Genomic DNA, 22,910 nt, shown 5'->3' on the forward strand with positions numbered 1-22,910 from the left:
CTCCCTTAATCTGGGCTTATCATAAAGCAAGCCTGCGATTTTGTCAGCGTTAGTACGAAAAAACCGCACTTGGTTACCCAAAGTGCGGTTACGATGCACGTTTACATTATAGAATATCTTCAAACTCTTCTGTAACTTGCTTCGGCCATACGCTAGCTTGTACTTGCCCGATATGCTCTTTTTGGAGTAACAACATCGCCATACGCGACTGCCCAATGCCGCCACCGATAGATAATGGCAATCTACCGTTGACTAAATCTTGATGCCACGGCAATTCTAACCGCTCTTCCGTACCACTCAAAGCAAGCTGTTTGCGTAACGCCGTTTCATCTACACGAATCCCCATTGAGGAAATTTCAAATGCAGACTGCATCACAGGATTCCAAACCAAAATGTCGCCATTCAAGCCCTTATATTCCCCTTCACTTGGGGTTGTCCAGTCATCGTAATCTGGCGCACGCAAATCATGTGGTTTGCCGTCCGACAACTCGCCGCCGATACCAATCAAGAACACTGCGCCGTACTCTTTACAAATCGCATTTTCACGCTCTTTATCGCTCATACCAGGGAAACGTTTCACCAAGTCTTCGCTATGCACAAATGTAATGTCCTTTGGTAAAAAGTTCTTCGTGCCGTATTTTTCTTCAACCAAAAGTGCGGTTTCACACATAGCCGCATAAATTTCACGCACCGTTTCTTTCAAATAATCCAGATTACGACGCCCCTGTGGGATAACTTTCTCCCAATCCCATTGATCCACAAAGACAGAGTGTGTGCGATCTAGGCTTGTTTCGTCTGGACGAAGTGCGATCATATTCACATACAACCCTTCACCGGGTTGAAAATCAAAACGTGCTAGAGTATGGCGTTTCCATTTTGCCAATGAATGCACAACCTCAAAACGCACACCATGAATTTGGCGAATTTTTACTTGCACCGCATTTTCAACACCGGATAAATTATCTTGCATTCCATTGCCAACTTGGCTAAGTAAAGGCCCTGTTACTTCAACAATGCCCAAATGTTCACGCAATTTTTGCGCAAATGTACCTTTCACAAAACTGATTTCTTGTTGTTGTAAGATAAATGATTTTTTCATATTATTTTTACTCATTGGGTTAAAACTGTGGTTATTATCTAATTTTTTTGGCATTATTCAATATAAAAAGCAATTAACACAGCATTATTTTAATATTTTTTGCCATTGTATGAAAATCATATAAAATAACCCTGTTATTTTTGAATAAAAACCAATAATGGAGCATAAAATGCAATCATTCGGTCAAATTGATGCACTCGATCAACAAATTTTACGCGTGTTAACTAAAGACGCTCGCACCCCTTATGCTGAAATGGCGAAGCAATTTGGTGTTAGCCCTGGTACGATTCACGTTCGAGTAGAGAAAATGCGCCAATCAGGGGTAATTGAAGGCACAAAAGTGCGGTTGAATGAGCGTAAACTCGGCTATGATGTGTGTTGCTTTATTGGCATTATCTTAAAAAGTGCCAAAGATTACGATACCGTCATCAAAAAATTAGAAGGCTTTGACGAAGTCGTTGAAGCCTATTACACCACAGGCAATTATTCTATTTTTATCAAGGTTATGACGCACACAATTGAAGAATTACATCACGTTTTAGCCAGTAAAATTCAGCTAATTGATGAAATTCAATCCACAGAGACCTTAATTTCAATGCAAAATCCGATTTTGCGTGATATTAAACCGTAAAAGTTTGAACTAGCTCTAAGATTTCCATTTCGCTTTGCGATAAACTGATTTGATTTTTAACAAAAACAATAATAAGAGGATACTGTTATGGCAGATGTTTTTCATTTAGGTTTAAGCAAAGCAGATTTGAAAGGGGCTAAAGTGGCGATTGTGCCAGGTGATCCCGCACGTGTTGAACGCATTGCACAGAAAATGGACAATCCCACATTCCTAGCCTCAACACGTGAATACACCTCATGGCTAGGCTATGTGAATAGTCAGCCAGTGGTGGTATGCTCAACAGGCATTGGTGGTCCTTCTGTATCCATTGCGGTAGAAGAACTGGCACAACTTGGGGTGCGAACCTTTTTACGCATTGGTACCACAGGTGCAATTCAGCCGCATATTAATGTGGGCGATATTTTGATCACGACTGGGGCTGTGCGTTTAGATGGAGCTAGCCTTCATTTTGCTCCGTTAGAATATCCCGCTGTAGCGGATTTCGCTTGCACGACCGCACTTTATACTGCAGCACAACATAGTGGGCAGCAAACGTACATTGGGATTACCGCCTCATCCGATACTTTCTATCCGGGTCAAGAACGCTACGATACTTACTCTGGCAAGGTATGCCGCCGTTTTCGTGGTTCACTCAAAGAATGGCAATCACTCAATGTCATGAACTTTGAAATGGAATCCGCAACCTTATTTACAATGTGTTCTGCATTGGGTCTGCGTGCGGGAATGGTTGCCGCCGCCATTGTCAATCGCACCCTACAAGAAATCCCGAATGAGCATACAATGAAACAAGCGGAAGAAAACGCAATCCAAATTGTGGTCAATGCTGCTGGGGAACTGGCAAAATAATCGCTTTTAAAACGTAAAAACCTGCCCAAAAGGCAGGTTTTTCACTATTTGCTCTCCGCATTTTTAATGATTGCATAGAGCTTATCTTTTAATAACAATTTCTCTTTTTTCAGTGTTTCAACTTCTTCTGGCGTGCCTAGCTCAATATTACTTTCAATAGCTTTGATTTTATGATCCAATTCATTATGCTCATCAAATAAACGGGAAAAATGAGCATCTTCTTGTCTTAATTTTTGAATTAAATCGCGATGTTCTGGAAACATAATGACTCCTTATCATGGATAGAAAAGTACACTCTTTAATCTCTATACTAAAGCAACTACGCGCAAGAAACAACCTTAAATCACCTGACGCTGAATTTTTGTGCACAAAGCCTCGCAACAACGATCCAACAATTGATAGGTTTGCTCAAAATTATCGGTATACCACGGATCGGGAATATGATCGATGCCTAAATCTGGCACAAGATCAGTAACATTAAAGAGTTTTTTTGACTTCCCAAAAAGACGTTGCATATCACGCAAATTCTGGTCATCCATCACAATCAGATAATCAAACTCATCAAAATCTGAACGTGTGACTTTACGACTCACAAATCCTGTGGGTGCAATATGATGTTCTCGCAGTTTTTTGGCTGTGCCACGGTGCATATCTTCGCCATCGTGATAACCTGCTGTACCTGCACTGTCAACCACCACATTCTCAATACCCGCCTGCTGGAATTTCGCTCGCAAAATATATTCCGCCATCGGGGAGCGGCAAATATTACCCAAACAAATAAACAGTACTTTCATTTACATTCCTAAGTAGCAAAGTGCGGTCAAACCGCACTTTTCGTTAAAATAGTACGCGTGCACGGATTGTGCCATCAATGGCTCGTAATTGCTCAAGCAAATCACGGCTATTCTCTGTTTCCACATCAATAACCACATAACCAATTGCAGGATCTGTTTGCAAATATTGTGCAGCAATATTCATATTTGCTTGTGTAAACAGTTGGTTAAGTTGATTCAACACACCTGGACGATTATGGTGAATATGCATTAACCGTTTTGCACCATGATGCGTTGGCAAGGACACTTCAGGGAAATTAACCGCAGATAATGTTGAACCATTGTCGGAATATTTTACTAATTTATTCGCCACTTCCGCCCCAATATTCTCTTGCGCCTCCGAGGTTGAGCCGCCAATGTGCGGGGTTAATATCACATTATCAAATGCTTTCAGTGGGGACTCAAATGGCTCGTGAATAGAAGCGGGCTCAGTTGGAAACACATCAATCGCTGCACCAAATAATCGCTTGCTTTCAAGAGCCGCAGTCAGTGCGTCAATATCCACCACGGTGCCGCGTGCAGCATTGATCAACACCGCACCGTCTTTCATTTCACTGAGGCGTTGTGCATTAATCAGATTTTTTGTGCTGTCATTTTCAGGCACATGGAGGGAAATAATGTCGCAATGATTTAAAAGTGCGGTCAAGCTACCCATTTGTTGGGCGTTACCTAGTGGTAATTTATTTTCAATATCGTAAAAATAAACTTGCATCCCTACGGCTTCTGCCAACACGCTCAATTGTGAGCCGATATGCCCATAACCAATAATCCCCAACTTCTTACCACGCACTTCGTGACAGCCCGCTGCGGATTTATTCCATACACCACGATGCACTTCGGCATTGGCTTTCGGCACATTGCGCATCAGTAGTAAAATCTCCCCAAGCACCAGTTCCGCCACCGAACGAGTATTAGAAAAAGGTGCGTTAAATACAGGGATACCACGCTGTTTCGCAGCGGATAAATCAACCTGATTCGTACCAATACAAAAGCAACCAATCGCAATCAACTTTTTCGCCTGAGCAAGCACGTCTGCGGTTAAATGCGTACGAGAGCGAATACCGACAAAATGGGCATCTTTAATCGCATTGATCAAATCAGCATCATCAAGAGCCTTTTTGTGGTATTCAATATTGGTGTAGCCTGCCGCATGCAAACAATCAACCGCACTTTGATGCACACCTTCTAGCAACACAAACTTAATTTTATCTTTATCCAACGAAACTTTTGCGCTCATGTTTTATCCTTAGTCTGTAATGACTTTTGCTCCCTCTGGCGTGCCAACAATCACAACATCTGCGCCACGGAGCGCAAAAATGCCATTGGTCACCACACCCGCTAGGTTATTTAAGGTTTTTTCCATTTCCATCGGTTGCATAATCTGGAAATTATGCACATCTAAAATCACATTACCGTTATCGGTTATCACACCCTCACGATATTCTGGCGCACCGCCTAACCTCACCAACTGACGTGCCACATAAGAACGTGCCATTGGAATGACCTCCACAGGTAGGGGGAATGTGGAACCGAGTACATCCACTTGTTTACTTTGATCAACAATACAAATAAACCGTTTCGCCAGTGCGGCGACGATTTTCTCACGGGTGAGTGCAGCTCCTCCGCCTTTAATCATCATTTTTTGCGGATTAATCTCATCAGCACCATCAATATAGACGTCTAAACCTGACACTTCATTCGCATCATACACCTCGATGCCTAATGCTTTCAGGCGTGCTTCTGAGGCTTTTGAAGCTGCTACTGCACCTTGAATGTTATGTGCCATTTTGCCTAATTCATCAATAAAACAGTTTACGGTCGAGCCGCTACCAACGCCGACAATGCCACCGTTAGGCACAAACGCCAGTGCCGCTTTAGCTGCTTGAATTTTCATCTCTTGCTGATTCATTCTGTGATCTCCTTGCTTAGATCAGTTATCTTACCCTGTTTATCAGATTGTTCAATCAAATTAGATTAACATGCAAGTGCTAAAATTTTCATCATTCGGGCAAAAACAGTTGTAATAATTCATTCAAAAAAAGTGTGCCATGACGCGTTAACTGCCAGTGAGTGGGGCTGCTGGTAATAAAACCTTGCCTTTCTGCCTCACACATTATTGACGTTATCTCGTCTAATGCGATGCCCGTAAACTGCTCAAATTCCGCTTTGGGACAAGGTTCAAACAAACGGAAACGATTCATAAAAAATTCAAAAGTGCGGTCAGTAGGCATAACCGCACGTTGATGATAACGATAATGCCCTTGCATATAGCCTTTAGGGTGCTTGGTTTTGCTATAACGCATAATCTCCCCATTGGGGAAGCTCACTTTTCCGTGCGCACCGCAACCAATGGCAAGATAATCGCCAAAACGCCAATAATTGAGATTATGTTGACATTGAAAGTGCGGTCTGGCGTAAGCAGAGGTTTCATATTGTTGATACCCATGGGCAGCTAGCAGCTGATTGCCCTGCTCAAAAATCGCCCAGAGTGCATCGTCATCAGGCAATGTTGGCGGGCGTGAGGCAAACAAGGTATTAGGCTCAATGGTCAGTTGATACCATGATAAGTGCGGTGGCGCAAGTGCCACAGCTTGGTGTAAATCCTGCAACGCTTGCTCAGGCGTTTGATTGGGCAATCCATGCATTAAATCAAGATTAAAACTATGCAAACCACTTGATTTGGCCATTGCCACTGCTGCTTTCGCTTCATCGCCATTATGGATTCGCCCAAGATGCTGTAACTTTTCATCAGAAAAACTTTGAATACCCATTGAAAGACGGGTTACACCCGCCTGCACATAGCCTTTAAAGCGATCCGCCTCCGCAGTCCCTGGGTTGGCTTCAAGGGTAATCTCAATATTCGGCGTAAAGGGTATTTTTTCTCGAATGCCCGCAATCAGATGTGCAATGCCATCGGCTGAAAATAAACTCGGCGTGCCCCCACCAATAAAAATAGAGTGCAAAGTGCGGTTTTGCACATAGACTAAATCCGCCGTCAAATCGTGTAAAAGGTGAGTGATATAGTCCCGCTCAGGAATAATGCCACGCTGAGCATGTGAATTAAAATCACAATAGGGACACTTTTGCACGCACCACGGAATATGCACATACAAACTGAGCGGCGGCAGAATAAGATGGCGTAGCACTATGCTACCCGCACAGCCGTGCCACTGGCAACCACCATGAACATGCCTTTTGCGCCAAGACTTTGGTAATTGACCTCAACTCCCACAACAGCATTTGCGCCTAACTTTTTCGCTTGTGCAGGCATCTCGTCTAATGCTTCGCGACGTGAATCGCTTAATTTGCTTTCATATGCGCCCGCACGTCCACCAATAACGTCGCGAATACCTGCAAAAAAATCTCGTACCACATTCGCCCCTGCGATCACTTCACCAAACACAAGTTGTTTATACTCAATGATATGCTTGCCTTCAATCTGATGGGTTGTCGTAATAATCATACCTGCTCCAAACGGTTTTTTAATTGTACTAATGCCTTGCCACGATGAGACAATGCTTGCTTTTCTGTCATACTTAATTGGGCAAAAGTGCGGTTTTTAGGCGGATAGAAAAACAACGGGTCATAGCCAAAACCATTTTCTCCTTGCAACTCGTGCGTAATTGTACCTACACATTCGCCCTGAGCAATGATGGGATTTGGATCATGAGCGTGGCGTAAAAACACGATCACGCTGACAAATTTTGCTTGTCGCTGCATCTCTGGAATGTCTTTCATTTCCAACAGGAGTTTGGCACAATTTTCTGCATCATTCGCATTTTCACCCGCATAACGTGCGGAATACAGCCCTGGTGAACCGTTAAGGGCAGACACCACTAAGCCTGAATCATCTGCAATCGCAGGCAAACCACTTTGCTGTGCAGCGTGACGTGCTTTTTTCAAAGCATTTTCTACGAATGTTAATCCATCTTCAACCGCACTTTCGATCCCAAGTGCGGTCTGTGACACGACCTCAAAGCCAAATTCACCAATTACACCTGCCATTTCTCGCACTTTGCCTGCATTGCCAGTGGCAAGCACCACTTTTTGCTTGCTCATACCCGATCCTTTTTGCTCGCTTGCAAATAGAGCATTTCCAATGCCAGTGTCGCGCCAGCCAATGCCGTGATTTGTGATTGATCAAAGGCTGGCGACACTTCTACAATGTCCATGCCCACAATATTTATGCCTTGCAATTGACGCAGAATTTTCAAGATTTTATCTGGGGTCATCCCCCCAATCACAGGCGTGCCCGTGCCTGGTGCGTAAGCGGGATCGAGACAATCAATATCAAAGGTAAGATAAACGGGCATATCCCCCACTGTTTGCTGGATTTTTGCCACAATGTCCGTTGCACTCATATCATTTGCCGTCGGTGCATCAAGCACTGTAAATGGTAAAGTGCGGTCGTATTCAGTGCGAATGCCAATTTGGATCGAACGTGCAGGGTCAATTAATCCTTCTTGTGGTGCATGGTAGAACATCGTGCCGTGATCATACTCACTGCCATTGTCATAGGTGTCAGTATGTGCATCAAAATGCAACAATGCCAGTTTGCCAAAATGTTTAGCGTGTGCACGCAAGAGTGGCAACGTGATGAAATGATCTCCCCCAAACGTTAAGCATTTTTTACCGCACTTTAGGAGTTGGCTGGCATGTTGTTCGAGTTTTTGTACGAAGTCCGCATTATCGCCAAACGCATAAACCAAATCACCACAATCTTCGATATTAAGCCGCTCACGCACATCAAAAGTCCATGGAAAACGGCAATGCTCCCACGCAAGATTCACTGACGCACGACGAATCGCTTCTGCACCAGAACGTGTGCCTGCCCGCCCTGAAGTCGCTTGGTCGAAAGGCACACCCGTGATGACCCAATCAGCAGTGCCTTGATAAGGCGAAAAATTTAATGGCAAACGCAGAAAGCCAAAATTATTCGACACTAACGAAATATCGTCGGCGTGATTTAAGGTATTCATTATTCTTCCTCCAAATAGGTGTAACCATTTAAGCCATTTTCGAGTTCTTGCAAAAACTTTAGCCCTTCTGCGACAGATAAGTTGGATTGTTCAATTTGCTCACGGTAGTCATTAATTAATTTCTGTGGATTGAGATAAACATATTCCAGCATGTCCGCAACGGTATTACCCTCATCAAAATCTGTGATGATGACCTCACCATTGTCATCAAATAACACATCAATAGTGCTGGTATCGCCAAATAAGTTATGCATATTACCCAAGATTTCTTGATACGCTCCCACCATAAAAAAGCCCAACAATGGTGGTTCATTTTCTTCATAATATGGCAACGGCATGGTATTGGCGATGCCATCGCCATCAATGTAGTGCTTGATCATACCGTCACTGTCACAGGTAATATCCAGCACCAGTGCGCGCCGCTCGGTCGGCTGGTTGAGGTTGGTCAACGGGCAAACGGGGAAAAGTTGATCAATCCCCCACGCATCAGGCAAAGACTGAAAGAGGGAAAAATTCACATACAGTTTATCAGCAAACCGCTCTTGCAATTCATCAATGACACCTCGATGAAAACGGTGTTTTTCGTCAAACATATTACCAATTTCATGGCAAATATTAAGATAGAGTTGCTCTGCCCAAGCACGCTGCTCGAGATTCAGTACGCCAACATTATATTGATTATGCACATCGCTTAAGTCAAACTGACTTTCGTGCACCCAACTACGTAGCGAACGTTTTTCACGCGACTCAAATACATCGCACCAGGTTTCCCACATACTGTGCAATACGCGTGGCGCATCGTCTGCAGGTGGCGAGAGAATTTGATCTTTAAAACGTTCAACGCCTATCACATTTGAAATCAGCACCGCATGATGTGCTGTCACCCCACGCCCCGATTCGGTAATAATGGTTGGATGTGGTAAGCCATGCTCCTCACAGGCTTGCCCAATGCCCCAAACAACGGTTTCTGCATATTCTGAAAGGCTATAATTCACGGAATATTCTGATTGTGTACGGTTACCTTCATAATCTACACCCAAGCCGCCACCTACATCAAAGCAGTTGATATTAACGCCCAATTTGTGTAGCTCGACATAAAAACGGGCACTTTCATGCACGCCTGTTGCCACATCACGAATGTTACCCAACTGCGATCCGAGATGGAAATGCAATAGTTGCAAACTGTCCAGCTGATCATGTTGTTTTAAAATATCGACCAATTGCAACACTTGTGTGGCAGAAAGTCCAAATTTGGACTTGTCACCACCTGAGGACTGCCATTTGCCTTTACCTTGTGACACTAAACGTGCCCGCACCCCTAAACGTGGCTTAACTGCCAGTTTTTTCGCTTCTTCCAGTACAAGCTGAATTTCTGAAATTTTCTCAATCACCAAATAAACTTTATGCCCGAGCTTTTCGCCCATTAAGGCATAACGAATATATTCACGATCTTTGTAACCATTACACACAATCACCGTTCGTGTCGCGCCTGCATGAGCCAATACCGCCATTAATTCCGCTTTTGAGCCAGCTTCTAGCCCCAAAGCCTGCCCCGAATTGATCAACGACTCAATCACGCGGCGATGTTGGTTCACTTTGATGGGATAAACAAGAAAATAATCACCTTGATAGCCAAAATTTTCGCGTGCCTTCTTAAACGCATTATTAATGGAGCTCAGGCGATGTTGCAAAATTTGCGGAAAGCAAAACAGCGTAGGTAAAGTGCTTCCTTTTTCAGCTTGTGCCTTAGCAATTAATTGCGTAAATGTAACCCGTTTTTCACTTTGTTGCGGATTTGGGCAAACGTACATTTCCCCCTCATCATTTACGCCAAAATAACCAATGCCCCAATAATCAATATTATACACATCGCGCACTAAATCGTTATTGTGCTCAAAGGTCAGCTTTCTTTCTTCCACTGTTGCCATTCCTAGCATTCTCCCAAGCATTCAAGGCTGCTGATGCAGCATAAAAAACGTGTTCTAGTATAGCCCAAAATGACCGCACTTTTGCATAAAAAAGAGTGGCATTGTTAATAAAAATTGGTATTATAGCCGTCTAGATGTTTATCTATCCAAATTAACTATGCGCGTGTATGCCAAGCCGTTATGAAAATTCAAAAGTGCGGTCATACACCCAAAAGGAAATACTATGTCGAACTATTTATTTACCTCTGAATCCGTTTCAGCAGGACACCCTGATAAAATCGCTGACCAAATCTCTGATGCGGTGCTAGATGCCATCATTGAGCAAGACCCAAAAGCACGTGTTGCCTGCGAAACCTATGTCAAAACAGGTATGGCATTGGTGGGCGGTGAAATCACCACTTCTGCATGGGTGGATATTGAGCATATCGCTCGCCAAGTGATTTGTGATATTGGCTACACATCATCAGCGATGGGCTTCGATGGACATTCATGTGCAGTTCTCAACGGTATCGGAAAACAATCGTCTGACATCAACCAAGGCGTTGATCGTGAAGACCCGCTCGCTCAAGGGGCGGGCGATCAAGGCATTATGTTTGGTTATGCCACCAACGAAACTGATGTGTTAATGCCAGCCCCGATCACCTATGCCCATCGTTTAATGGAACAACAAGAAAAAGTACGCAAAGATGGCACATTGCCTTTCTTGCGCCCCGATGCAAAAAGCCAAATTACCTTTTTGTATGAAGACAATCACATTAAAGGGATTGATGCAGTCGTGCTTTCCACCCAACACGCCGAAGATGTCAGCCAAGCCGATATTTATGAAGGCGTCATGGAAACCATCATCAAACCGATTTTACCAAGCAAATGGTTATCTGAGAAAACGAAATATTTCATCAACCCAACAGGGCGTTTTGTGATTGGTGGCCCGATGGGAGATTGCGGTTTGACTGGGCGTAAAATCATTGTAGATACCTACGGCGGTGCGGCTCGTCACGGTGGTGGTGCGTTCTCAGGCAAAGACCCATCAAAAGTGGATCGCTCTGCTGCCTATGCTGCACGTTATGTAGCAAAAAATATCGTGGCGGCAGGACTTGCTGATCGTTGTGAAATTCAGCTCTCTTATGCCATCGGTGTGGCAGATCCAACCTCTATCATGGTGCAAACTTTCGGTACAGCTAAAGTAAGTGAAGACTTACTGGTGAAATTGGTGCGTGAGTTCTTCGACCTACGCCCATACGGTTTGATTAAGATGTTGAATTTAATTCAGCCAATCTACCGCGAAACCGCCACTTATGGCCACTTCGGTCGCGAGCAATTCCCGTGGGAAAAAACCGATCGTGCAGAGGAGTTGCACAAAGCAGCTGGATTATAAAAAGCACAATAAAAACCACCTGAGGGTGGTTTTTTATAAATGCGTTAAGAGCTGATTAAAATTTTATCAGACGTAATAACCGTAGCAAACTCTTGATGAAGATCAGCTAAACTCATTTTATGTACCAATTCAGCTGAAAAGTGCTCACCATTAAATCCTATCCTATCAAATGCTGCACACCCATCAGCAACCAGATACACTTCAAATCCTAAATTCCCAGCCATACGAGTCGTTGTTGACACACAATGGTTCGTCGTAATACCAGCAATGACGAGACAAGATATGTCCTGCTCTACTAATATCTGCGCTAAATCAGTACCAATAAAAGCACTATTTACTTTTTTTGTAATTATTTTCTCATTATTTGTAGGTTGAACGCAGGGATGAAAATTGAAACCAACCTGTGTTGAGTGAAGAGGAGAGCTCGGATTACTTGAACTATGCCGGACATGAAAAATAGGCGCACCATGCTTACGCCAATATGTTAGTAGGTTGCCACATATAACTTCTGCATCTGGATTATTACGCTTGCCCCAATAATCTGTATCTTGAAAAGCTTGTTGTACATCAATAAGCAAAAGTGCAGTTTGACGATCAAACATTAAGGCTCCTTAGGCAATATAGCAAATGCGAGTATCAATCACTAAAACTATCCACCACTTATACAAGACAGCTAGTTTGATAAAATATAAACTCATAAATAATAAAAAGCCCACCAAATCGGTGGACTTTTTTAGTATAGAATTATTCCGTAGCCGCTTCTTCAGCAACTTCTGGGCGGTCAACTAGCTCAATGTAAGCCATTGGCGCATTGTCACCTGCACGGAAACCACATTTTAGAATGCGGGTGTAACCACCAGCACGATTCGCAAAACGTGGACCTAATTCATTAAATAATTTCGCAACGATTTCGTTGTCACGAGTACGAGCAAAAGCTAAACGGCGATTTGCAACGCTGTCTGCTTTCGCTAAAGTAATTAACGGCTCAACTACACGACGTAATTCTTTAGCTTTAGGCAATGTTGTCTTGATAATTTCATGACGAACTAATGAACTTGCCATATTACGGAACATCGCTTGGCGATGACTGCTGTTACGGTTTAGTTGACGACCACTCTTACGATGGCGCATACGTTATCCTTCTTTCGAAAAGTCTTAACCAATACCAAAATTAGTCTTCAGCAATACTTGCTGGCGGCCAATTTTCAAGGCGCATACCGAGTGATAGCCCACGTTGTGCTAACACATCCTTAATTTCAGTAAGTGATTTCTTACCAAGATTAGGAGTTTTTAATAGCTCAACTTCAGTGCGTTGGACTAGATCACCGATATAGTGAATTGTTTCTGCTTTCAAACAGTTAGCAGAACGAACTGTCAACTCTAAATCATCCACTGGACGCAGAAGAACTGGATCAAACTCCGGTTTTTCTTCTTTCACTTCAGGTTGACGAATATCACGCAAATCAACGAATGCATCAAGTTGCTCTGCAAGAATTGTAGCAGCGCGACGAATAGCCTCTTCTGGATCGATAGTGCCGTTAGTTTCCATTTCGATAACTAACTTATCTAAGTCAGTACGCTGTTCAACACGAGCAGCTTCAACGTTATAAGCTATACGATCTACAGGGCTGTAGCACGCATCAACTAGTAAACGCCCGATTGGACGGTCCTCATCTTGATTATGTTTGCGTGCAGATGCTGGCACGTAACCACGCCCACGTTGCACACGAATTCGCATATTAATTGATGCAGATGCATCAGTTAAATGACAAATGACATGATCAGGATTTACGATCTCAACATCGCCATCATGGGTAATGTCACCAGCAACAACAGGTCCAATTCCAGATTTGCTTAGTGTCAGAAAAACGTCATCTTTATTCTGCACTTTAACCGCTAGTCCTTTAAGGTTAAGAAGTACTTCAAGGATGTCTTCTTGTACGCCTTCTTTACTGCTGTATTCGTGTAAAACACCATCAATTTCGACTTCAGTTACACCACAACCTGGCATAGATGAAAGTAAAATTCGACGTAAAGCATTACCCAATGTGTGGCCGAAACCACGTTCTAACGGTTCTAAGGTCACTTTAGCATGTGTCGGGCTAATTTGCTCGATATCAACTAAATGTGGCTTTAAAAAGTCTGTCACAGAACCCTGCATTTTATCCTCTCTTTGCTCTCAAGCTCTATTATTTAGAATAAAGCTCAACGATCAGATGTTCGTTAATGTCTGCTGATAAATCAGTACGTTCTGGAATACGTTTGTACACGCCTTCCATTTTAGCAGCATCAACTTCTAACCATGTTGGTTTTTCTCTTTGCTCTGCTAATTCTAATGATGCTTTGATACGTGCTTGTTTTTTCGCTTTTTCACGCACGCTGATCACATCTTCAACAGAAACTTGGAATGATGGAATATTCACTACACGACCGTTAACAACAATCGCTTTGTGGCTTACTAGCTGACGTGCTTCAGCACGAGTAGCAGCAAATCCCATACGATAAACAACATTATCTAAACGCCCTTCGAGTAATGTTAATAGGTTTTCCCCTGTATTACCTTTAAGACGGTTTGCTTCTTTATAGTAATTACGGAATTGACGCTCTAAGATGCCATACATACGGCGAACTTTTTGTTTTTCACGTAATTGCGTACCATAGTCAGATAAACGACCACGGCGTGCACCGTGTTGACCTGGTGCGGTATCAAGTTTACATTTTGACTCAATCGCGCGGACACCCGATTTAAGAAATAAATCCGTTCCTTCACGACGGCTAAGCTTGAGCTTAGGACCCAAATATCTTGCCATTTTCTTTCTCCAACAATCCTTAAACGACGATTAAACGCGACGTTTTTTCGGTGGACGACAACCGTTATGTGGAATCGGAGTCACATCAGTGATATTAGTGATACGGAAACCCGCAGCATTCAATGCACGAATAGTTGACTCACGACCAGGACCAGGTCCTTTTACCATAACTTCCAAATTTTTCAGACCGAATTCTTTAACCATTTCGGCACAACGCTCTGCTGCAACCTGCGCAGCAAACGGTGTTGATTTACGTGAACCACGGAAACCAGAACCACCTGCGGTTGCCCAAGCAAGGGCATTGCCTTGACGATCTGTAATGGTAACGATTGTGTTATTGAAAGATGCGTGAATATGCGCCACGCCATCAACGACTTGTTTTTTTACACGTTTACGTGTACGAATTGGTGTTTTAGCCATTATCATTTACCCCGACTATTTCTTGATCGGCTTACGAGGACCCTTACGGGTACGCGCATTAGTCTTAGTACGTTGACCATGTACTGGCAAACTACGACGATGACGTAAACCACGGTAACATCCTAAGTCTAACAGACGTTTGATGTTTAAGGTTACTTCACGACGTAAATCACCTTCAACGGTAAATTTACCAACTTCGTCACGCAGTTTATCAATCTGCTCTTCAGACAGTTCCTTGATCTTAACATCTTCAGCAATGCTTGCAGCAGCACAAATTGCTTTTGCACGCGTTTTGCCGATGCCGTAAATGGATGTTAATGCAATTACAGCGTGTTTATGATCAGGAATGTTAATGCCTGCAATACGGGCCACTATGCACTCCTATTGTATAAAAGTTAATTGATATGCTGATCTTGAAAAGCCCGTTTCAGGATACTCAAACAGCATATCAGGTCGAAATGAGCTGAGCAGTATAAACGCTCAGCTCGCATTTTGCAAGGAAAATAAAATATTAACCTTGACGTTGTTTGTGTCGAGGTTCACTACAAATCACACGTACGATCCCGTTACGCTTGATAATTTTGCAGTTACGACACATTTTCTTTACGGAAGCACGAACTTTCATTGCTTTTCCTTATCTCTTAGATGAGCAATTACTGCCCATAACCTTTAAGATTTGCTTTCTTCAGCGCAGATTCATATTGTGTTGACATTAAATGACTTTGAACCTGAGCGATGAAATCCATAATTACAACTACCACGATAAGTAGCGAAGTACCACCGAAATAGAACTGAACATTCCATGCGGAAGTCATGATATAAGGCACTAAACAAACAAAGGTAATATATAACGCGCCAATCAATGTTAAGCGAGTCATAATTTTATCAATATAACGTGCTGTTTGTTCACCCGGACGAATCCCCGGAATAAATGCACCTGATCTTTTCAGATTGTCCGCAGTATCTCTTGGATTGTATTGCATTGCAGTGTAGAAAAAGCTAAAGAAGATAATTGCTATCGCATACAGCACTAAATAAAGTGGCTCACCTGGACGCAATAACAACGATAAATTCGATAACCACTCAACATTTGTTCCATGCCCAAACCATTGAGTCAATGTAGCTGGAAACAAAATAATACTTGATGCAAAGATTGCTGGAATTACCCCAGCCATATTTACTTTTAATGGTAAATGCGAACTTTGTGCTGCTAACATATGGCGACCTTGCTGACGCTTAGCATAGTTAACAACAATTCTTCTTTGTCCACGTTCTACAAAAACAACAAAATAGGTTACTGCAAATACAACAACCGCAATCAACAACAACACCAATACATTCATCTGACCTTGTCGCGCTTGCTCAATGGTGTGTCCAATCGCTGACGGTAACCCTGCAACAATACCAGCAAAAATTATCAAAGAAATACCATTTCCAATTCCACGCTCGGTGATTTGCTCACCTAGCCACATTAAGAACATTGTTCCTGTTACAAGGCTAACCACCGCTGTAACATAAAAACCCATTCCTAAGTGCGGTACAAGACCTGGAATCATATTTGGTAAACCTGTAGAAATCCCTATCGCTTGGATCGTAGCTAACACTAACGTTGAATAACGTGTGTATTTGCTGATCTTACGACGACCAGACTCACCTTCTTTTTTAAGTTCTGCTAATGCAGGATGAACCGCTGTAAGCAACTGAATAATAATCGATGCCGAGATATACGGCATAATACCAAGCGCAAATACAGAAGCTCGACTCAAAGCACCACCAGAGAACATATTAAACATATCAATGATGGTACCTTGTTGTTGATTGATCAATTGAGCTAATACGGCTGCATCAATACCAGGAACCGGAATAAATGAACCAATACGAAATACGATTAGTGCTCCTACAAGAAACCATAATCTTCTCTTAAGTTCACCTGTACCCCCTTGGGTACTTCTTGCTTGATAACCTGGTTGCTTCGCCATTGACTACTTATTCCTCAACTGAACCGCCAGCGGCTTCAATCGCAGCTTTTGCACCTTTAGTAGCGCGCAGACCACGAACAACAACCGCACTTTTCACTTCACCAGCTAAAATCACTTTAACAGATTCAATGTGGTTAGAAATAATATTAGCCGCTTTTAACGATTCTAATGTTACTTCTCCTTCCACTTTCGCCAAATCATCTAAGCGAATTTCTGTTGTAACTTGTGCTTTACGTGATGTAAAACCAAATTTCGGTAAACGACGGTATAAAGGCATTTGACCACCTTCGAAACCACGACGAACACCACCGCCATTATTACGGGATTTTTGTCCTTTGTGACCACGACCAGATGTTTTGCCTAAACCAGAACCGATACCACGGCCTACACGTTTAGCACTTTGCTTTGATCCTTCAGCCGGAGACAGAGTATTTAAACGCATTCTCTTACTCCTCTACTTTAACCATGTATGAAACTTGGTTGATCATGCCACGAACTGCGGGAGTATCAATTAACTCCACAGTGTGGTTGATACGGCGAAGACCAAGACCACGAAGCGTAGCCTTGTGTTTCGGTAAACGACCGATTGAGCTACGAGTTTGTGTTACTTTGATAGTTTTTGCCATGATCAATTACCCCAAAATTTCATCAACGGTTTTACCGCGTTTAGCAGCAACCATTTCTGGTGATTTCATATTTGCCAATGCATCAATTGTTGCACGGACAACGTTAATTGGGTTGGTCGAACCGTAAGCTTTTGATAATACGTTACGAACACCTGCCACTTCAAGTACTGCACGCATCGCACCACCAGCGATGATACCTGTACCTTCGCTTGCTGGTTGCATAAATACACGTGAACCTGTGTGTACGCCTTTTACAGGGTGTTGTAATGTGCCATCAGTAATCGCTACATTTACCATATTGCGACGGGCTTTTTCCATCGCTTTTTGGATCGCTGCCGGAACTTCACGGGCTTTACCATAACCAAAACCTACACGACCGTTACCATCGCCTACTACGGTTAACGCAGCAAAACTAAAGATACGACCACCTTTAACAGTTTTTGATACACGGTTTACCGCGATTAGCTTCTCTTGCAGTTCACCAGCTTGTTTTTCGATGTTTGCCATCTAAAATTACCTCTATTAGAACTGTAGACCAGCTTCACGAGCAGCGTCGGCCAATGCCTGAACACGACCATGATATTTAAAACCAGAACGGTCAAAAGACACTTTTTCGATGCCTTTCGCTTTTGCACGCTCAGCAATTGCTTTACCTACTGCTGCTGCGGCATCTTTATTTCCGGTATATTTCACTTGCTCACTAATTACTTTCTCAACAGTTGAAGCAGCGGCAAGCACTTCTGAACCGTTAGGTGCAATAACCTGCGCATAAATATGGCGAGGAGTACGGTGAACCACTAAGCGGGTTGCGCCTTGCTCTCTCATCATATGACGTGCGCGAGCTGCACGACGGATACGAGCCAATTTCTTATCCATAGTGTTACCTTATTATTTTTTCTTAGCCTCTTTAGTACGTACAACTTCATCGTCATAACGTACCCCTTTACCTTTATAAGGCTCAGGACGGCGATAAGCACGAATATCTGCTGCCACTTGACCGATAAGCTGTTTATCAGCTCCACTCAACACAATTTCAGTTTGAGATGGACATTCAGCTTTAATGCCTGCTGGCAATGCGTGCTCAACCGGGTGTGAAAAACCTAAGTTTAGGGCAAGTGCATTGCCTTTAACTTGTGCTCTATAACCAACACCCACCAATTTTAACTTCTTAGTGAAGCCTTCAGTAACACCGATAACCATTGCGTTAACAAGAGCTCGTGCTGTACCAGATTGTGCATTTGCAACTTTGCCATTATTACGTGGCGCAAAAGTTAACGCACCATCTTCTTGCTTAACTTCAACTTCATTGTGAATGCTACGAGATAACTCGCCATTCTTTCCTTTTACCGTTAATAGCTGACCATTGAGTTTAACCTCAACGCCGGCAGGAATATTAACGGGTGCTTTTGCAACTCGAGACATCTTCCTACCTCTCTATTACGCTACGTAGCAGATGATCTCACCGCCTAGGCCCGCTTTGCGTGCCGCACGATCAGTCATCACACCTTGTGATGTAGAAACAACAGCAATACCTAAACCACCCATTACACTTGGTAATTCGTCTTTGCGTTTATAAATACGCAGACCAGGACGGCTGATGCGTTGAATACGTTCTACAACAGGTTTGCCTTCAAAATATTTCAATGTAATTTCCAACTCAGGTTTCACCCCGTCAGAAACTTTAACGCTTTCAATATAACCTTCTTCTGCAAGCACATTGGCAATTGCCACTTTTAGCTTGGATGAAGGCATGTTGACCGCGATTTTATTCGCAGCTTGACCGTTACGAATACGAGTCAACATATCTGCGATTGGATCTTGCATGCTCATGTGTCTTTACTCCCATGATTCCAATTTAAAGTGGTTATTACCAGCTTGCTTTCTTAAGGCCCGGGATTTCGCCGCGCATCGCAGCTTCACGGACTTTAATACGGCTTAAACCGAACTTACGCAATACACCATGCGGACGTCCAGTTACACGGCAACGGTTACGCTGACGAGAAGGGCTAGAATCACGTGGTAAAGCTTGTAACTTTAACACTGCATCCCAACGCTCTTCATCAGAGGCGTTCACATCAGAGATGATTTTTTTCAACTCTTGACGTTTTGCATAAAATTTTTCAGCTAATTTAGCGCGTTTAAGATCACGCTGTTTCATTGATACTTTTGCCATTGTAACCTGCCTTATTTACGGAATGGGAAGTTAAAGGCAGCTAATAGTGCTTGACCTTCTTCATCTGTTTTCGCGCTGGTTGTGATAGTAATATCCAAACCACGTACACGATCCACTTTATCATAATCGATTTCAGGGAAGATGATTTGCTCACGCACACCCATGCTGTAGTTTCCACGACCGTCGAATGATTTCGGGCTTAAGCCACGGAAGTCACGCACACGCGGAACAGCAATATGAATCAATCGCTCTAAGAATTCCCACATACGCTCACCGCGTAGGGTCACTTTACAGCCGATTGGATATCCCTGACGAATCTTAAAGCCTGCAACAGATTTGCGTGCTTTAGTGATTAGAGGTTTTTGACCGCTGATTGCTGCTAGATCTGCTACCGCATTATCTAACAATTTTTTGTCGGTCAACGCTTCACCCACACCCATGTTCAGGGTAATCTTTTCGACTCGTGGGACTTGCATGACAGATTTGTAGCCGAATTTATCTTTCAATTCGTTAACTACTTGATCTCTGTAATAATCATGCAGTTTCGCCATCGCTATACTCCATATTATTTAATTGTTTCACCAGTAGATTTGAAAAACCGCACTTTTTTGCCATCTTCAAATCGGAAACCTACACGGTCAGCTTTGTTAGTTGACGGGTTATAGATTGCAACGTTAGAAACGTCAATTGCCGCTTCTTTTTTCACAATGCCACCAGCTTTACCTAAAGCTGGAACCGGTTTCTCATGTTTAGAAACCATGTTTAAACCTTCAACGATCACTTTACCGTTAGGCAATACTTTCGATACTTTACCACGTTTACCTTTGCCCTTTTCAGCGCTTCCGGTAATCATAATTACTTCATCGTTTTGACGGATTTTTGCAGCCATTGTCTTCTCCTTACACTACTTCTGGAGCCAAAGAAATGATCTTCATAAACTTCTCAGAACGAAGTTCACGAGTCACAGGTCCGAAGATACGTGTTCCGATTGGTTGCTCAGTGTTGTTGTTTAACACCACGCAAGCATTACCATCGAAGCGAATGACTGATCCATCTGGGCGACGAACACCCTTCTTGGTGCGCACCACAACTGCTTTTAAAACATCACCTTTTTTCACTTTACCGCGAGGAATTGCTTCTTTCACAGTAATTTTGATGATATCGCCAATAGCAGCGTAACGACGGTGCGATCCACCTAGAACCTTGATACACATTACGCTACGAGCCCCTGAATTATCAGCAACATCCAGCATAGTCTGTTCTTGGATCATATTAGTGCTCCGTTAAAATAAAAAAACACCCTTTCGGGACGAACCTACCCTTATATACAGTAGGGGCTGGAGTGTACCACAAAACCCGCCCGACTGGCAAGGGCTTTGTGCGTTTAAAATGAAAAGTGCGGTTGCAGAAGCTGACCGCACTTTAAATTATTTATTTTTATGCGCTATTGAATACCCATCTCATTGAGTTTACGGTATCCATCACACCCTACTTGCAAACCATTATCACAAGCTTGCCCATAATAAGCTTTAGCTGGTGAGAGGTTTTGTCTTACCCCTAAACCATTCTCATGCGCTACTCCAAGAGCTTGGAACGCTCTAGATTCTCCTTGTTCGGCAGACTTTTTTAACCATTTTATCCCTTCTGCATAATCTTGCTTAACACCTTGTCCCAAAAAATATTTGCCACCAAGATAAAATTGTGCGTATGCATGTCCTTGCTCAGCTGCTTTTTTATACCATCGCACTGCTTGTGTGTAATTTTGCTCAACACCTTCTCCCAAATCATACAATAAGCCAAGTTTGTATTGTGCTAACACATCTTCTTGTTCAGCTGCTTTAATAAGCCATTTTGCTGCTTCTGAGTAATTTTTTTTAACACCTTCCCCATTATAATACATGTCAGCAAGTGCCAGCTGCGCTGAGCTAAGGCCCTGTTCAGCCGACTTTTTAAACCATTTTGCCGCTTCAACATAATCTTGTTTAACTTCTTCTCCCCGATAATACATCAAGCCAATATTATATTGACCCAATGTACCAAGAAATCCTCCTTCCTTTACTGATTCTAGCATTGATTTAAACTTTGATGATGGTTCAGCGTAAACAATCGTTGATACGACAAGCACTATACTAGTTAAGATGACAACCAATATTCTTTTAATATTGTTCATAGTATATCCTTCTCAAAATACGGTTTATTTACATAAGTTTGGGAGACAAAATGATATCCAAAACTATAACGTTTACAGGTGTATTTTAAGCTAATTTTGGAAAGTCTGGTAAAAAAAGTGCGGTCAAAGGCATAAAAAAACCGCACTTTAAAAGTGCGGTTTTAGGTTGTTTGCATAGAAAAGGATTAGATAATCGCTTTTTCTACTACACGAACTAAAGTCCAAGATTTGGTTTTAGAAATTGGGCGACATTCGCGAATTTCTACCCAATCGCCTGCTTTAGCTTCGTTGTTTTCATCGTGAACGTGTAGTTTCGTTGTGCGACGGATAAACTTTCCATACAGTGGATGTTTAACCATGCGCTCAATGGCGATAGTGAAAGATTTGTCCATCTTGTCACTGATTACACGACCTTGTACTGAACGAATTTTATCAGTCATTACTCACCCGCCTTTTGTGTTAAGACAGTTTTGATTCGTGCGATATTACGGCGCACTTGTTTCAACTGATGGGTTTGTTGAAGCTGACCGGTGGCTGCTTGCATACGCAACTTGAATTGCTCACCTAACAAGTTAACCAATTCAGCATTCAGCTCTTCAACACTTTTAGTTTGTAGTTCTTGAGCTTTCATTACATCACCGTCTTAGTTACGAAGGTTGTCTTGATTGGCAGTTTAGCCGCCGCTAATGCGAACGCTTCACGTGCAATCTCTTCAGACACACCATCCATTTCATATAGTACTTTACCCGGTTGGATCAAGGCTACCCAGTACTCAACGTTACCTTTACCTTTACCCATACGGACTTCCAATGGTTTTTCTGTAATTGGTTTATCTGGGAAAATACGAATCCAGATTTTACCTTGACGTTTAACAGCACGTGTCATGGCGCGACGAGCGGCCTCAATTTGACGCGCAGTTAAACGACCACGACCAACTGCTTTTAAACCATAAGTACCGAAACTCACTTCAGTACCTGCCGCTAATCCACGGTTACGACCTTTGTGAACTTTACGGAATTTTGTACGTTTTGGTTGCAACAT

Annotated in this window: 35 protein-coding genes; 3 read left to right on the top strand and 32 right to left on the bottom strand. The window is 42.8% G+C overall.

From position 1 onward, the window contains the following. Nucleotides 1-106: 106 nt before the first annotated feature. Nucleotides 107-1,099: an aspartate--ammonia ligase gene (gene asnA / locus HPC40_RS05400; protein WP_208118470.1), complete on the bottom strand. Its 993-nt coding sequence runs from the start codon at nt 1,097-1,099 to the stop codon at nt 107-109. Nucleotides 1,100-1,268: 169 nt separating this feature from the next. Here asnA and asnC point away from each other — a divergent pair, with 169 nt between their 5' ends. Both asnC and udp read left to right on the top strand, forming a co-directional pair. Beyond that, nucleotides 1,269-1,730 carry a transcriptional regulator AsnC gene (asnC, locus tag HPC40_RS05405; RefSeq protein ID WP_208118471.1) on the top strand — a complete coding sequence of 154 codons (462 nt, stop codon included), beginning with the start codon at nt 1,269-1,271 and terminating at the stop codon, nt 1,728-1,730. An 87-nt stretch (nt 1,731-1,817) separates the two neighbouring features. Then, nucleotides 1,818-2,576 (top strand): uridine phosphorylase, encoded by a 759-nt coding sequence (gene udp / locus HPC40_RS05410; protein ID WP_208118472.1) that lies wholly within the window; start codon nt 1,818-1,820, stop codon nt 2,574-2,576. A 44-nt stretch (nt 2,577-2,620) separates the two neighbouring features. Here the strand turns inward: udp and HPC40_RS05415 are convergent, their stop codons facing one another. The 9 genes from HPC40_RS05415 to speA form a co-directional block, all read right to left on the bottom strand. After that, nucleotides 2,621-2,839, bottom strand: coding sequence for a YdcH family protein (locus HPC40_RS05415; RefSeq protein ID WP_208118473.1), 219 nt, complete (start codon nt 2,837-2,839; stop codon nt 2,621-2,623). A 75-nt stretch (nt 2,840-2,914) separates the two neighbouring features. Beyond that, complete coding sequence (locus HPC40_RS05420) at nt 2,915-3,370, bottom strand: low molecular weight protein-tyrosine-phosphatase (RefSeq protein WP_208118474.1); 456 nt, start codon at nt 3,368-3,370, stop codon at nt 2,915-2,917. A gap of 43 nt (nt 3,371-3,413) precedes the next feature. Next, nucleotides 3,414-4,646: a phosphoglycerate dehydrogenase gene (gene serA, locus HPC40_RS05425; protein ID WP_208118475.1), complete on the bottom strand. Its 1,233-nt coding sequence runs from the start codon at nt 4,644-4,646 to the stop codon at nt 3,414-3,416. 9 nt (nt 4,647-4,655) lie between these two features. Further along, entirely contained in the window at nt 4,656-5,318 is a 663-nt protein-coding gene (gene rpiA / locus HPC40_RS05430; protein WP_208118476.1) for a ribose-5-phosphate isomerase RpiA, read from the bottom strand. A 91-nt stretch (nt 5,319-5,409) separates the two neighbouring features. Continuing rightward, on the bottom strand, nt 5,410-6,555 hold the full coding sequence (hemW, locus tag HPC40_RS05435) for a radical SAM family heme chaperone HemW (protein WP_208118477.1): 1,146 nt from the start codon (nt 6,553-6,555) through the stop codon (nt 5,410-5,412). Then, the gene (locus HPC40_RS05440) at nt 6,555-6,872 is read right to left on the bottom strand and encodes a YbjQ family protein (protein WP_208118478.1); all 318 of its coding nucleotides are present in this window, start codon (nt 6,870-6,872) and stop codon (nt 6,555-6,557) included. Before HPC40_RS05440 ends, hemW begins: the two co-directional genes overlap by 1 nt. Beyond that, nucleotides 6,869-7,468, bottom strand: a complete 600-nt coding sequence (locus tag HPC40_RS05445) for an XTP/dITP diphosphatase (protein WP_208118479.1) — start codon at nt 7,466-7,468, stop codon at nt 6,869-6,871. The genes HPC40_RS05440 and HPC40_RS05445 overlap by 4 nt, the downstream gene beginning before the upstream one ends. Continuing rightward, nucleotides 7,465-8,391, bottom strand: coding sequence for an agmatinase (gene speB / locus HPC40_RS05450; RefSeq protein WP_328805308.1), 927 nt, complete (start codon nt 8,389-8,391; stop codon nt 7,465-7,467). Before speB ends, HPC40_RS05445 begins: the two co-directional genes overlap by 4 nt. Beyond that, on the bottom strand, nt 8,388-10,316 hold the full coding sequence (gene speA, locus HPC40_RS05455) for a biosynthetic arginine decarboxylase (protein ID WP_235972323.1): 1,929 nt from the start codon (nt 10,314-10,316) through the stop codon (nt 8,388-8,390). The genes speB and speA overlap by 4 nt, the downstream gene beginning before the upstream one ends. A 223-nt stretch (nt 10,317-10,539) precedes the next feature. On the opposite strand from speA, the gene metK reads away from it, so the two are divergent. Beyond that, entirely contained in the window at nt 10,540-11,691 is a 1,152-nt protein-coding gene (gene metK / locus HPC40_RS05460) for a methionine adenosyltransferase (protein ID WP_208118482.1), read from the top strand. A gap of 44 nt (nt 11,692-11,735) precedes the next feature. Here the strand turns inward: metK and HPC40_RS05465 are convergent, their stop codons facing one another. The 22 genes from HPC40_RS05465 to rplP all read right to left on the bottom strand — a co-directional run bounded on the left by HPC40_RS05465 (nt 11,736) and on the right by rplP (nt 22,910). Next, nucleotides 11,736-12,293: a cysteine hydrolase family protein gene (locus tag HPC40_RS05465; protein ID WP_208118483.1), complete on the bottom strand. Its 558-nt coding sequence runs from the start codon at nt 12,291-12,293 to the stop codon at nt 11,736-11,738. Nucleotides 12,294-12,435: 142 nt separating this feature from the next. Then, nucleotides 12,436-12,822, bottom strand: coding sequence for a 50S ribosomal protein L17 (gene rplQ / locus HPC40_RS05470; protein ID WP_208118484.1), 387 nt, complete (start codon nt 12,820-12,822; stop codon nt 12,436-12,438). A 40-nt stretch (nt 12,823-12,862) separates the two neighbouring features. Then, nucleotides 12,863-13,852, bottom strand: coding sequence for a DNA-directed RNA polymerase subunit alpha (locus HPC40_RS05475; RefSeq protein WP_208118485.1), 990 nt, complete (start codon nt 13,850-13,852; stop codon nt 12,863-12,865). Between the two features lie 28 nt (nt 13,853-13,880). Beyond that, nucleotides 13,881-14,501 (bottom strand): 30S ribosomal protein S4, encoded by a 621-nt coding sequence (gene rpsD, locus HPC40_RS05480; RefSeq protein ID WP_208118486.1) that lies wholly within the window; start codon nt 14,499-14,501, stop codon nt 13,881-13,883. A 30-nt stretch (nt 14,502-14,531) separates the two neighbouring features. Further along, nucleotides 14,532-14,921, bottom strand: a complete 390-nt coding sequence (gene rpsK / locus HPC40_RS05485; RefSeq protein WP_208118487.1) for a 30S ribosomal protein S11 — start codon at nt 14,919-14,921, stop codon at nt 14,532-14,534. 15 nt (nt 14,922-14,936) lie between these two features. After that, on the bottom strand, nt 14,937-15,293 hold the full coding sequence (gene rpsM / locus HPC40_RS05490) for a 30S ribosomal protein S13 (RefSeq protein WP_208118488.1): 357 nt from the start codon (nt 15,291-15,293) through the stop codon (nt 14,937-14,939). A gap of 139 nt (nt 15,294-15,432) precedes the next feature. Beyond that, entirely contained in the window at nt 15,433-15,546 is a 114-nt protein-coding gene (rpmJ, locus tag HPC40_RS05495; protein WP_208118489.1) for a 50S ribosomal protein L36, read from the bottom strand. 28 nt (nt 15,547-15,574) lie between these two features. Continuing rightward, nucleotides 15,575-16,900: a preprotein translocase subunit SecY gene (gene secY, locus HPC40_RS05500; protein WP_208118490.1), complete on the bottom strand. Its 1,326-nt coding sequence runs from the start codon at nt 16,898-16,900 to the stop codon at nt 15,575-15,577. A 7-nt stretch (nt 16,901-16,907) separates the two neighbouring features. Continuing rightward, nucleotides 16,908-17,342: a 50S ribosomal protein L15 gene (gene rplO, locus HPC40_RS05505; protein WP_208118491.1), complete on the bottom strand. Its 435-nt coding sequence runs from the start codon at nt 17,340-17,342 to the stop codon at nt 16,908-16,910. Between the two features lie 4 nt (nt 17,343-17,346). Further along, nucleotides 17,347-17,526: a 50S ribosomal protein L30 gene (rpmD, locus tag HPC40_RS05510; RefSeq protein WP_084257858.1), complete on the bottom strand. Its 180-nt coding sequence runs from the start codon at nt 17,524-17,526 to the stop codon at nt 17,347-17,349. A 6-nt stretch (nt 17,527-17,532) separates the two neighbouring features. Then, on the bottom strand, nt 17,533-18,033 hold the full coding sequence (gene rpsE, locus HPC40_RS05515; protein WP_208118492.1) for a 30S ribosomal protein S5: 501 nt from the start codon (nt 18,031-18,033) through the stop codon (nt 17,533-17,535). Nucleotides 18,034-18,048: 15 nt separating this feature from the next. After that, the gene (gene rplR, locus HPC40_RS05520) at nt 18,049-18,402 is read right to left on the bottom strand and encodes a 50S ribosomal protein L18 (RefSeq protein ID WP_208118493.1); all 354 of its coding nucleotides are present in this window, start codon (nt 18,400-18,402) and stop codon (nt 18,049-18,051) included. A 12-nt stretch (nt 18,403-18,414) separates the two neighbouring features. Continuing rightward, complete coding sequence (gene rplF, locus HPC40_RS05525; RefSeq protein ID WP_208118494.1) at nt 18,415-18,948, bottom strand: 50S ribosomal protein L6; 534 nt, start codon at nt 18,946-18,948, stop codon at nt 18,415-18,417. A gap of 15 nt (nt 18,949-18,963) precedes the next feature. Next, nucleotides 18,964-19,356, bottom strand: coding sequence for a 30S ribosomal protein S8 (gene rpsH / locus HPC40_RS05530; RefSeq protein ID WP_208118495.1), 393 nt, complete (start codon nt 19,354-19,356; stop codon nt 18,964-18,966). A gap of 37 nt (nt 19,357-19,393) precedes the next feature. Further along, on the bottom strand, nt 19,394-19,699 hold the full coding sequence (gene rpsN / locus HPC40_RS05535; protein WP_208118496.1) for a 30S ribosomal protein S14: 306 nt from the start codon (nt 19,697-19,699) through the stop codon (nt 19,394-19,396). Nucleotides 19,700-19,710: 11 nt separating this feature from the next. After that, a complete protein-coding gene (gene rplE / locus HPC40_RS05540; RefSeq protein ID WP_208118497.1) occupies nt 19,711-20,250 on the bottom strand; it encodes a 50S ribosomal protein L5 in 540 nt (179 codons plus the stop codon). A gap of 14 nt (nt 20,251-20,264) precedes the next feature. Continuing rightward, a complete protein-coding gene (rplX, locus tag HPC40_RS05545) occupies nt 20,265-20,588 on the bottom strand; it encodes a 50S ribosomal protein L24 (protein ID WP_208118498.1) in 324 nt (107 codons plus the stop codon). 10 nt (nt 20,589-20,598) lie between these two features. Beyond that, nucleotides 20,599-20,970 carry a 50S ribosomal protein L14 gene (gene rplN / locus HPC40_RS05550; RefSeq protein WP_208118499.1) on the bottom strand — a complete coding sequence of 124 codons (372 nt, stop codon included), beginning with the start codon at nt 20,968-20,970 and terminating at the stop codon, nt 20,599-20,601. A gap of 173 nt (nt 20,971-21,143) precedes the next feature. Then, complete coding sequence (locus HPC40_RS05555; protein ID WP_208118500.1) at nt 21,144-21,869, bottom strand: tetratricopeptide repeat protein; 726 nt, start codon at nt 21,867-21,869, stop codon at nt 21,144-21,146. A 185-nt stretch (nt 21,870-22,054) separates the two neighbouring features. Further along, nucleotides 22,055-22,309 (bottom strand): 30S ribosomal protein S17, encoded by a 255-nt coding sequence (gene rpsQ, locus HPC40_RS05560; RefSeq protein WP_208118501.1) that lies wholly within the window; start codon nt 22,307-22,309, stop codon nt 22,055-22,057. Then, on the bottom strand, nt 22,309-22,500 hold the full coding sequence (gene rpmC, locus HPC40_RS05565; RefSeq protein WP_208118502.1) for a 50S ribosomal protein L29: 192 nt from the start codon (nt 22,498-22,500) through the stop codon (nt 22,309-22,311). Before rpmC ends, rpsQ begins: the two co-directional genes overlap by 1 nt. Next, a complete protein-coding gene (rplP, locus tag HPC40_RS05570; protein WP_208118503.1) occupies nt 22,500-22,910 on the bottom strand; it encodes a 50S ribosomal protein L16 in 411 nt (136 codons plus the stop codon). The genes rpmC and rplP overlap by 1 nt, the downstream gene beginning before the upstream one ends.

It is taken from the genome of Spirabiliibacterium falconis (assembly GCF_014885015.1).
GTDB classification, from domain to species: domain Bacteria; phylum Pseudomonadota; class Gammaproteobacteria; order Enterobacterales; family Pasteurellaceae; genus Spirabiliibacterium; species Spirabiliibacterium falconis.

Coding starts and splice junctions, on each gene's coding strand:
- speA (WP_235972323.1), bottom strand. CDS start 10,316: ATGGCAACAGTGGAAGAAAGAAAGCTGACCTTTGAGCACAATAACGAT.
- asnC (WP_208118471.1), top strand. CDS start 1,269: ATGCAATCATTCGGTCAAATTGATGCACTCGATCAACAAATTTTACGC.
- rpiA (WP_208118476.1), bottom strand. CDS start 5,318: ATGAATCAGCAAGAGATGAAAATTCAAGCAGCTAAAGCGGCACTGGCG.
- rplQ (WP_208118484.1), bottom strand. CDS start 12,822: ATGCGCCATCGTAAGAGTGGTCGTCAACTAAACCGTAACAGCAGTCAT.
- rplF (WP_208118494.1), bottom strand. CDS start 18,948: ATGTCTCGAGTTGCAAAAGCACCCGTTAATATTCCTGCCGGCGTTGAG.
- HPC40_RS05420 (WP_208118474.1), bottom strand. CDS start 3,370: ATGAAAGTACTGTTTATTTGTTTGGGTAATATTTGCCGCTCCCCGATG.
- rpsK (WP_208118487.1), bottom strand. CDS start 14,921: ATGGCTAAAACACCAATTCGTACACGTAAACGTGTAAAAAAACAAGTC.
- HPC40_RS05440 (WP_208118478.1), bottom strand. CDS start 6,872: ATGATTATTACGACAACCCATCAGATTGAAGGCAAGCATATCATTGAG.
- serA (WP_208118475.1), bottom strand. CDS start 4,646: ATGAGCGCAAAAGTTTCGTTGGATAAAGATAAAATTAAGTTTGTGTTG.
- HPC40_RS05475 (WP_208118485.1), bottom strand. CDS start 13,852: ATGCAGGGTTCTGTGACAGACTTTTTAAAGCCACATTTAGTTGATATC.
- rpsD (WP_208118486.1), bottom strand. CDS start 14,501: ATGGCAAGATATTTGGGTCCTAAGCTCAAGCTTAGCCGTCGTGAAGGA.
- udp (WP_208118472.1), top strand. CDS start 1,818: ATGGCAGATGTTTTTCATTTAGGTTTAAGCAAAGCAGATTTGAAAGGG.
- rplO (WP_208118491.1), bottom strand. CDS start 17,342: ATGCGTTTAAATACTCTGTCTCCGGCTGAAGGATCAAAGCAAAGTGCT.
- HPC40_RS05465 (WP_208118483.1), bottom strand. CDS start 12,293: ATGTTTGATCGTCAAACTGCACTTTTGCTTATTGATGTACAACAAGCT.
- rplE (WP_208118497.1), bottom strand. CDS start 20,250: ATGGCGAAACTGCATGATTATTACAGAGATCAAGTAGTTAACGAATTG.
- HPC40_RS05415 (WP_208118473.1), bottom strand. CDS start 2,839: ATGTTTCCAGAACATCGCGATTTAATTCAAAAATTAAGACAAGAAGAT.
- rpsE (WP_208118492.1), bottom strand. CDS start 18,033: ATGGCAAACATCGAAAAACAAGCTGGTGAACTGCAAGAGAAGCTAATC.
- HPC40_RS05555 (WP_208118500.1), bottom strand. CDS start 21,869: ATGAACAATATTAAAAGAATATTGGTTGTCATCTTAACTAGTATAGTG.
- rpsQ (WP_208118501.1), bottom strand. CDS start 22,309: ATGACTGATAAAATTCGTTCAGTACAAGGTCGTGTAATCAGTGACAAG.
- asnA (WP_208118470.1), bottom strand. CDS start 1,099: ATGAAAAAATCATTTATCTTACAACAACAAGAAATCAGTTTTGTGAAA.
- rplX (WP_208118498.1), bottom strand. CDS start 20,588: ATGGCTGCAAAAATCCGTCAAAACGATGAAGTAATTATGATTACCGGA.
- HPC40_RS05445 (WP_208118479.1), bottom strand. CDS start 7,468: ATGAGCAAGCAAAAAGTGGTGCTTGCCACTGGCAATGCAGGCAAAGTG.
- rplR (WP_208118493.1), bottom strand. CDS start 18,402: ATGGATAAGAAATTGGCTCGTATCCGTCGTGCAGCTCGCGCACGTCAT.
- rpsN (WP_208118496.1), bottom strand. CDS start 19,699: ATGGCAAAAGTATCAATGAAACAGCGTGATCTTAAACGCGCTAAATTA.
- rpsH (WP_208118495.1), bottom strand. CDS start 19,356: ATGAGCATGCAAGATCCAATCGCAGATATGTTGACTCGTATTCGTAAC.
- rpmD (WP_084257858.1), bottom strand. CDS start 17,526: ATGGCAAAAACTATCAAAGTAACACAAACTCGTAGCTCAATCGGTCGT.
- secY (WP_208118490.1), bottom strand. CDS start 16,900: ATGGCGAAGCAACCAGGTTATCAAGCAAGAAGTACCCAAGGGGGTACA.
- rplN (WP_208118499.1), bottom strand. CDS start 20,970: ATGATCCAAGAACAGACTATGCTGGATGTTGCTGATAATTCAGGGGCT.
- rplP (WP_208118503.1), bottom strand. CDS start 22,910: ATGTTGCAACCAAAACGTACAAAATTCCGTAAAGTTCACAAAGGTCGT.
- rpmC (WP_208118502.1), bottom strand. CDS start 22,500: ATGAAAGCTCAAGAACTACAAACTAAAAGTGTTGAAGAGCTGAATGCT.
- metK (WP_208118482.1), top strand. CDS start 10,540: ATGTCGAACTATTTATTTACCTCTGAATCCGTTTCAGCAGGACACCCT.
- rpmJ (WP_208118489.1), bottom strand. CDS start 15,546: ATGAAAGTTCGTGCTTCCGTAAAGAAAATGTGTCGTAACTGCAAAATT.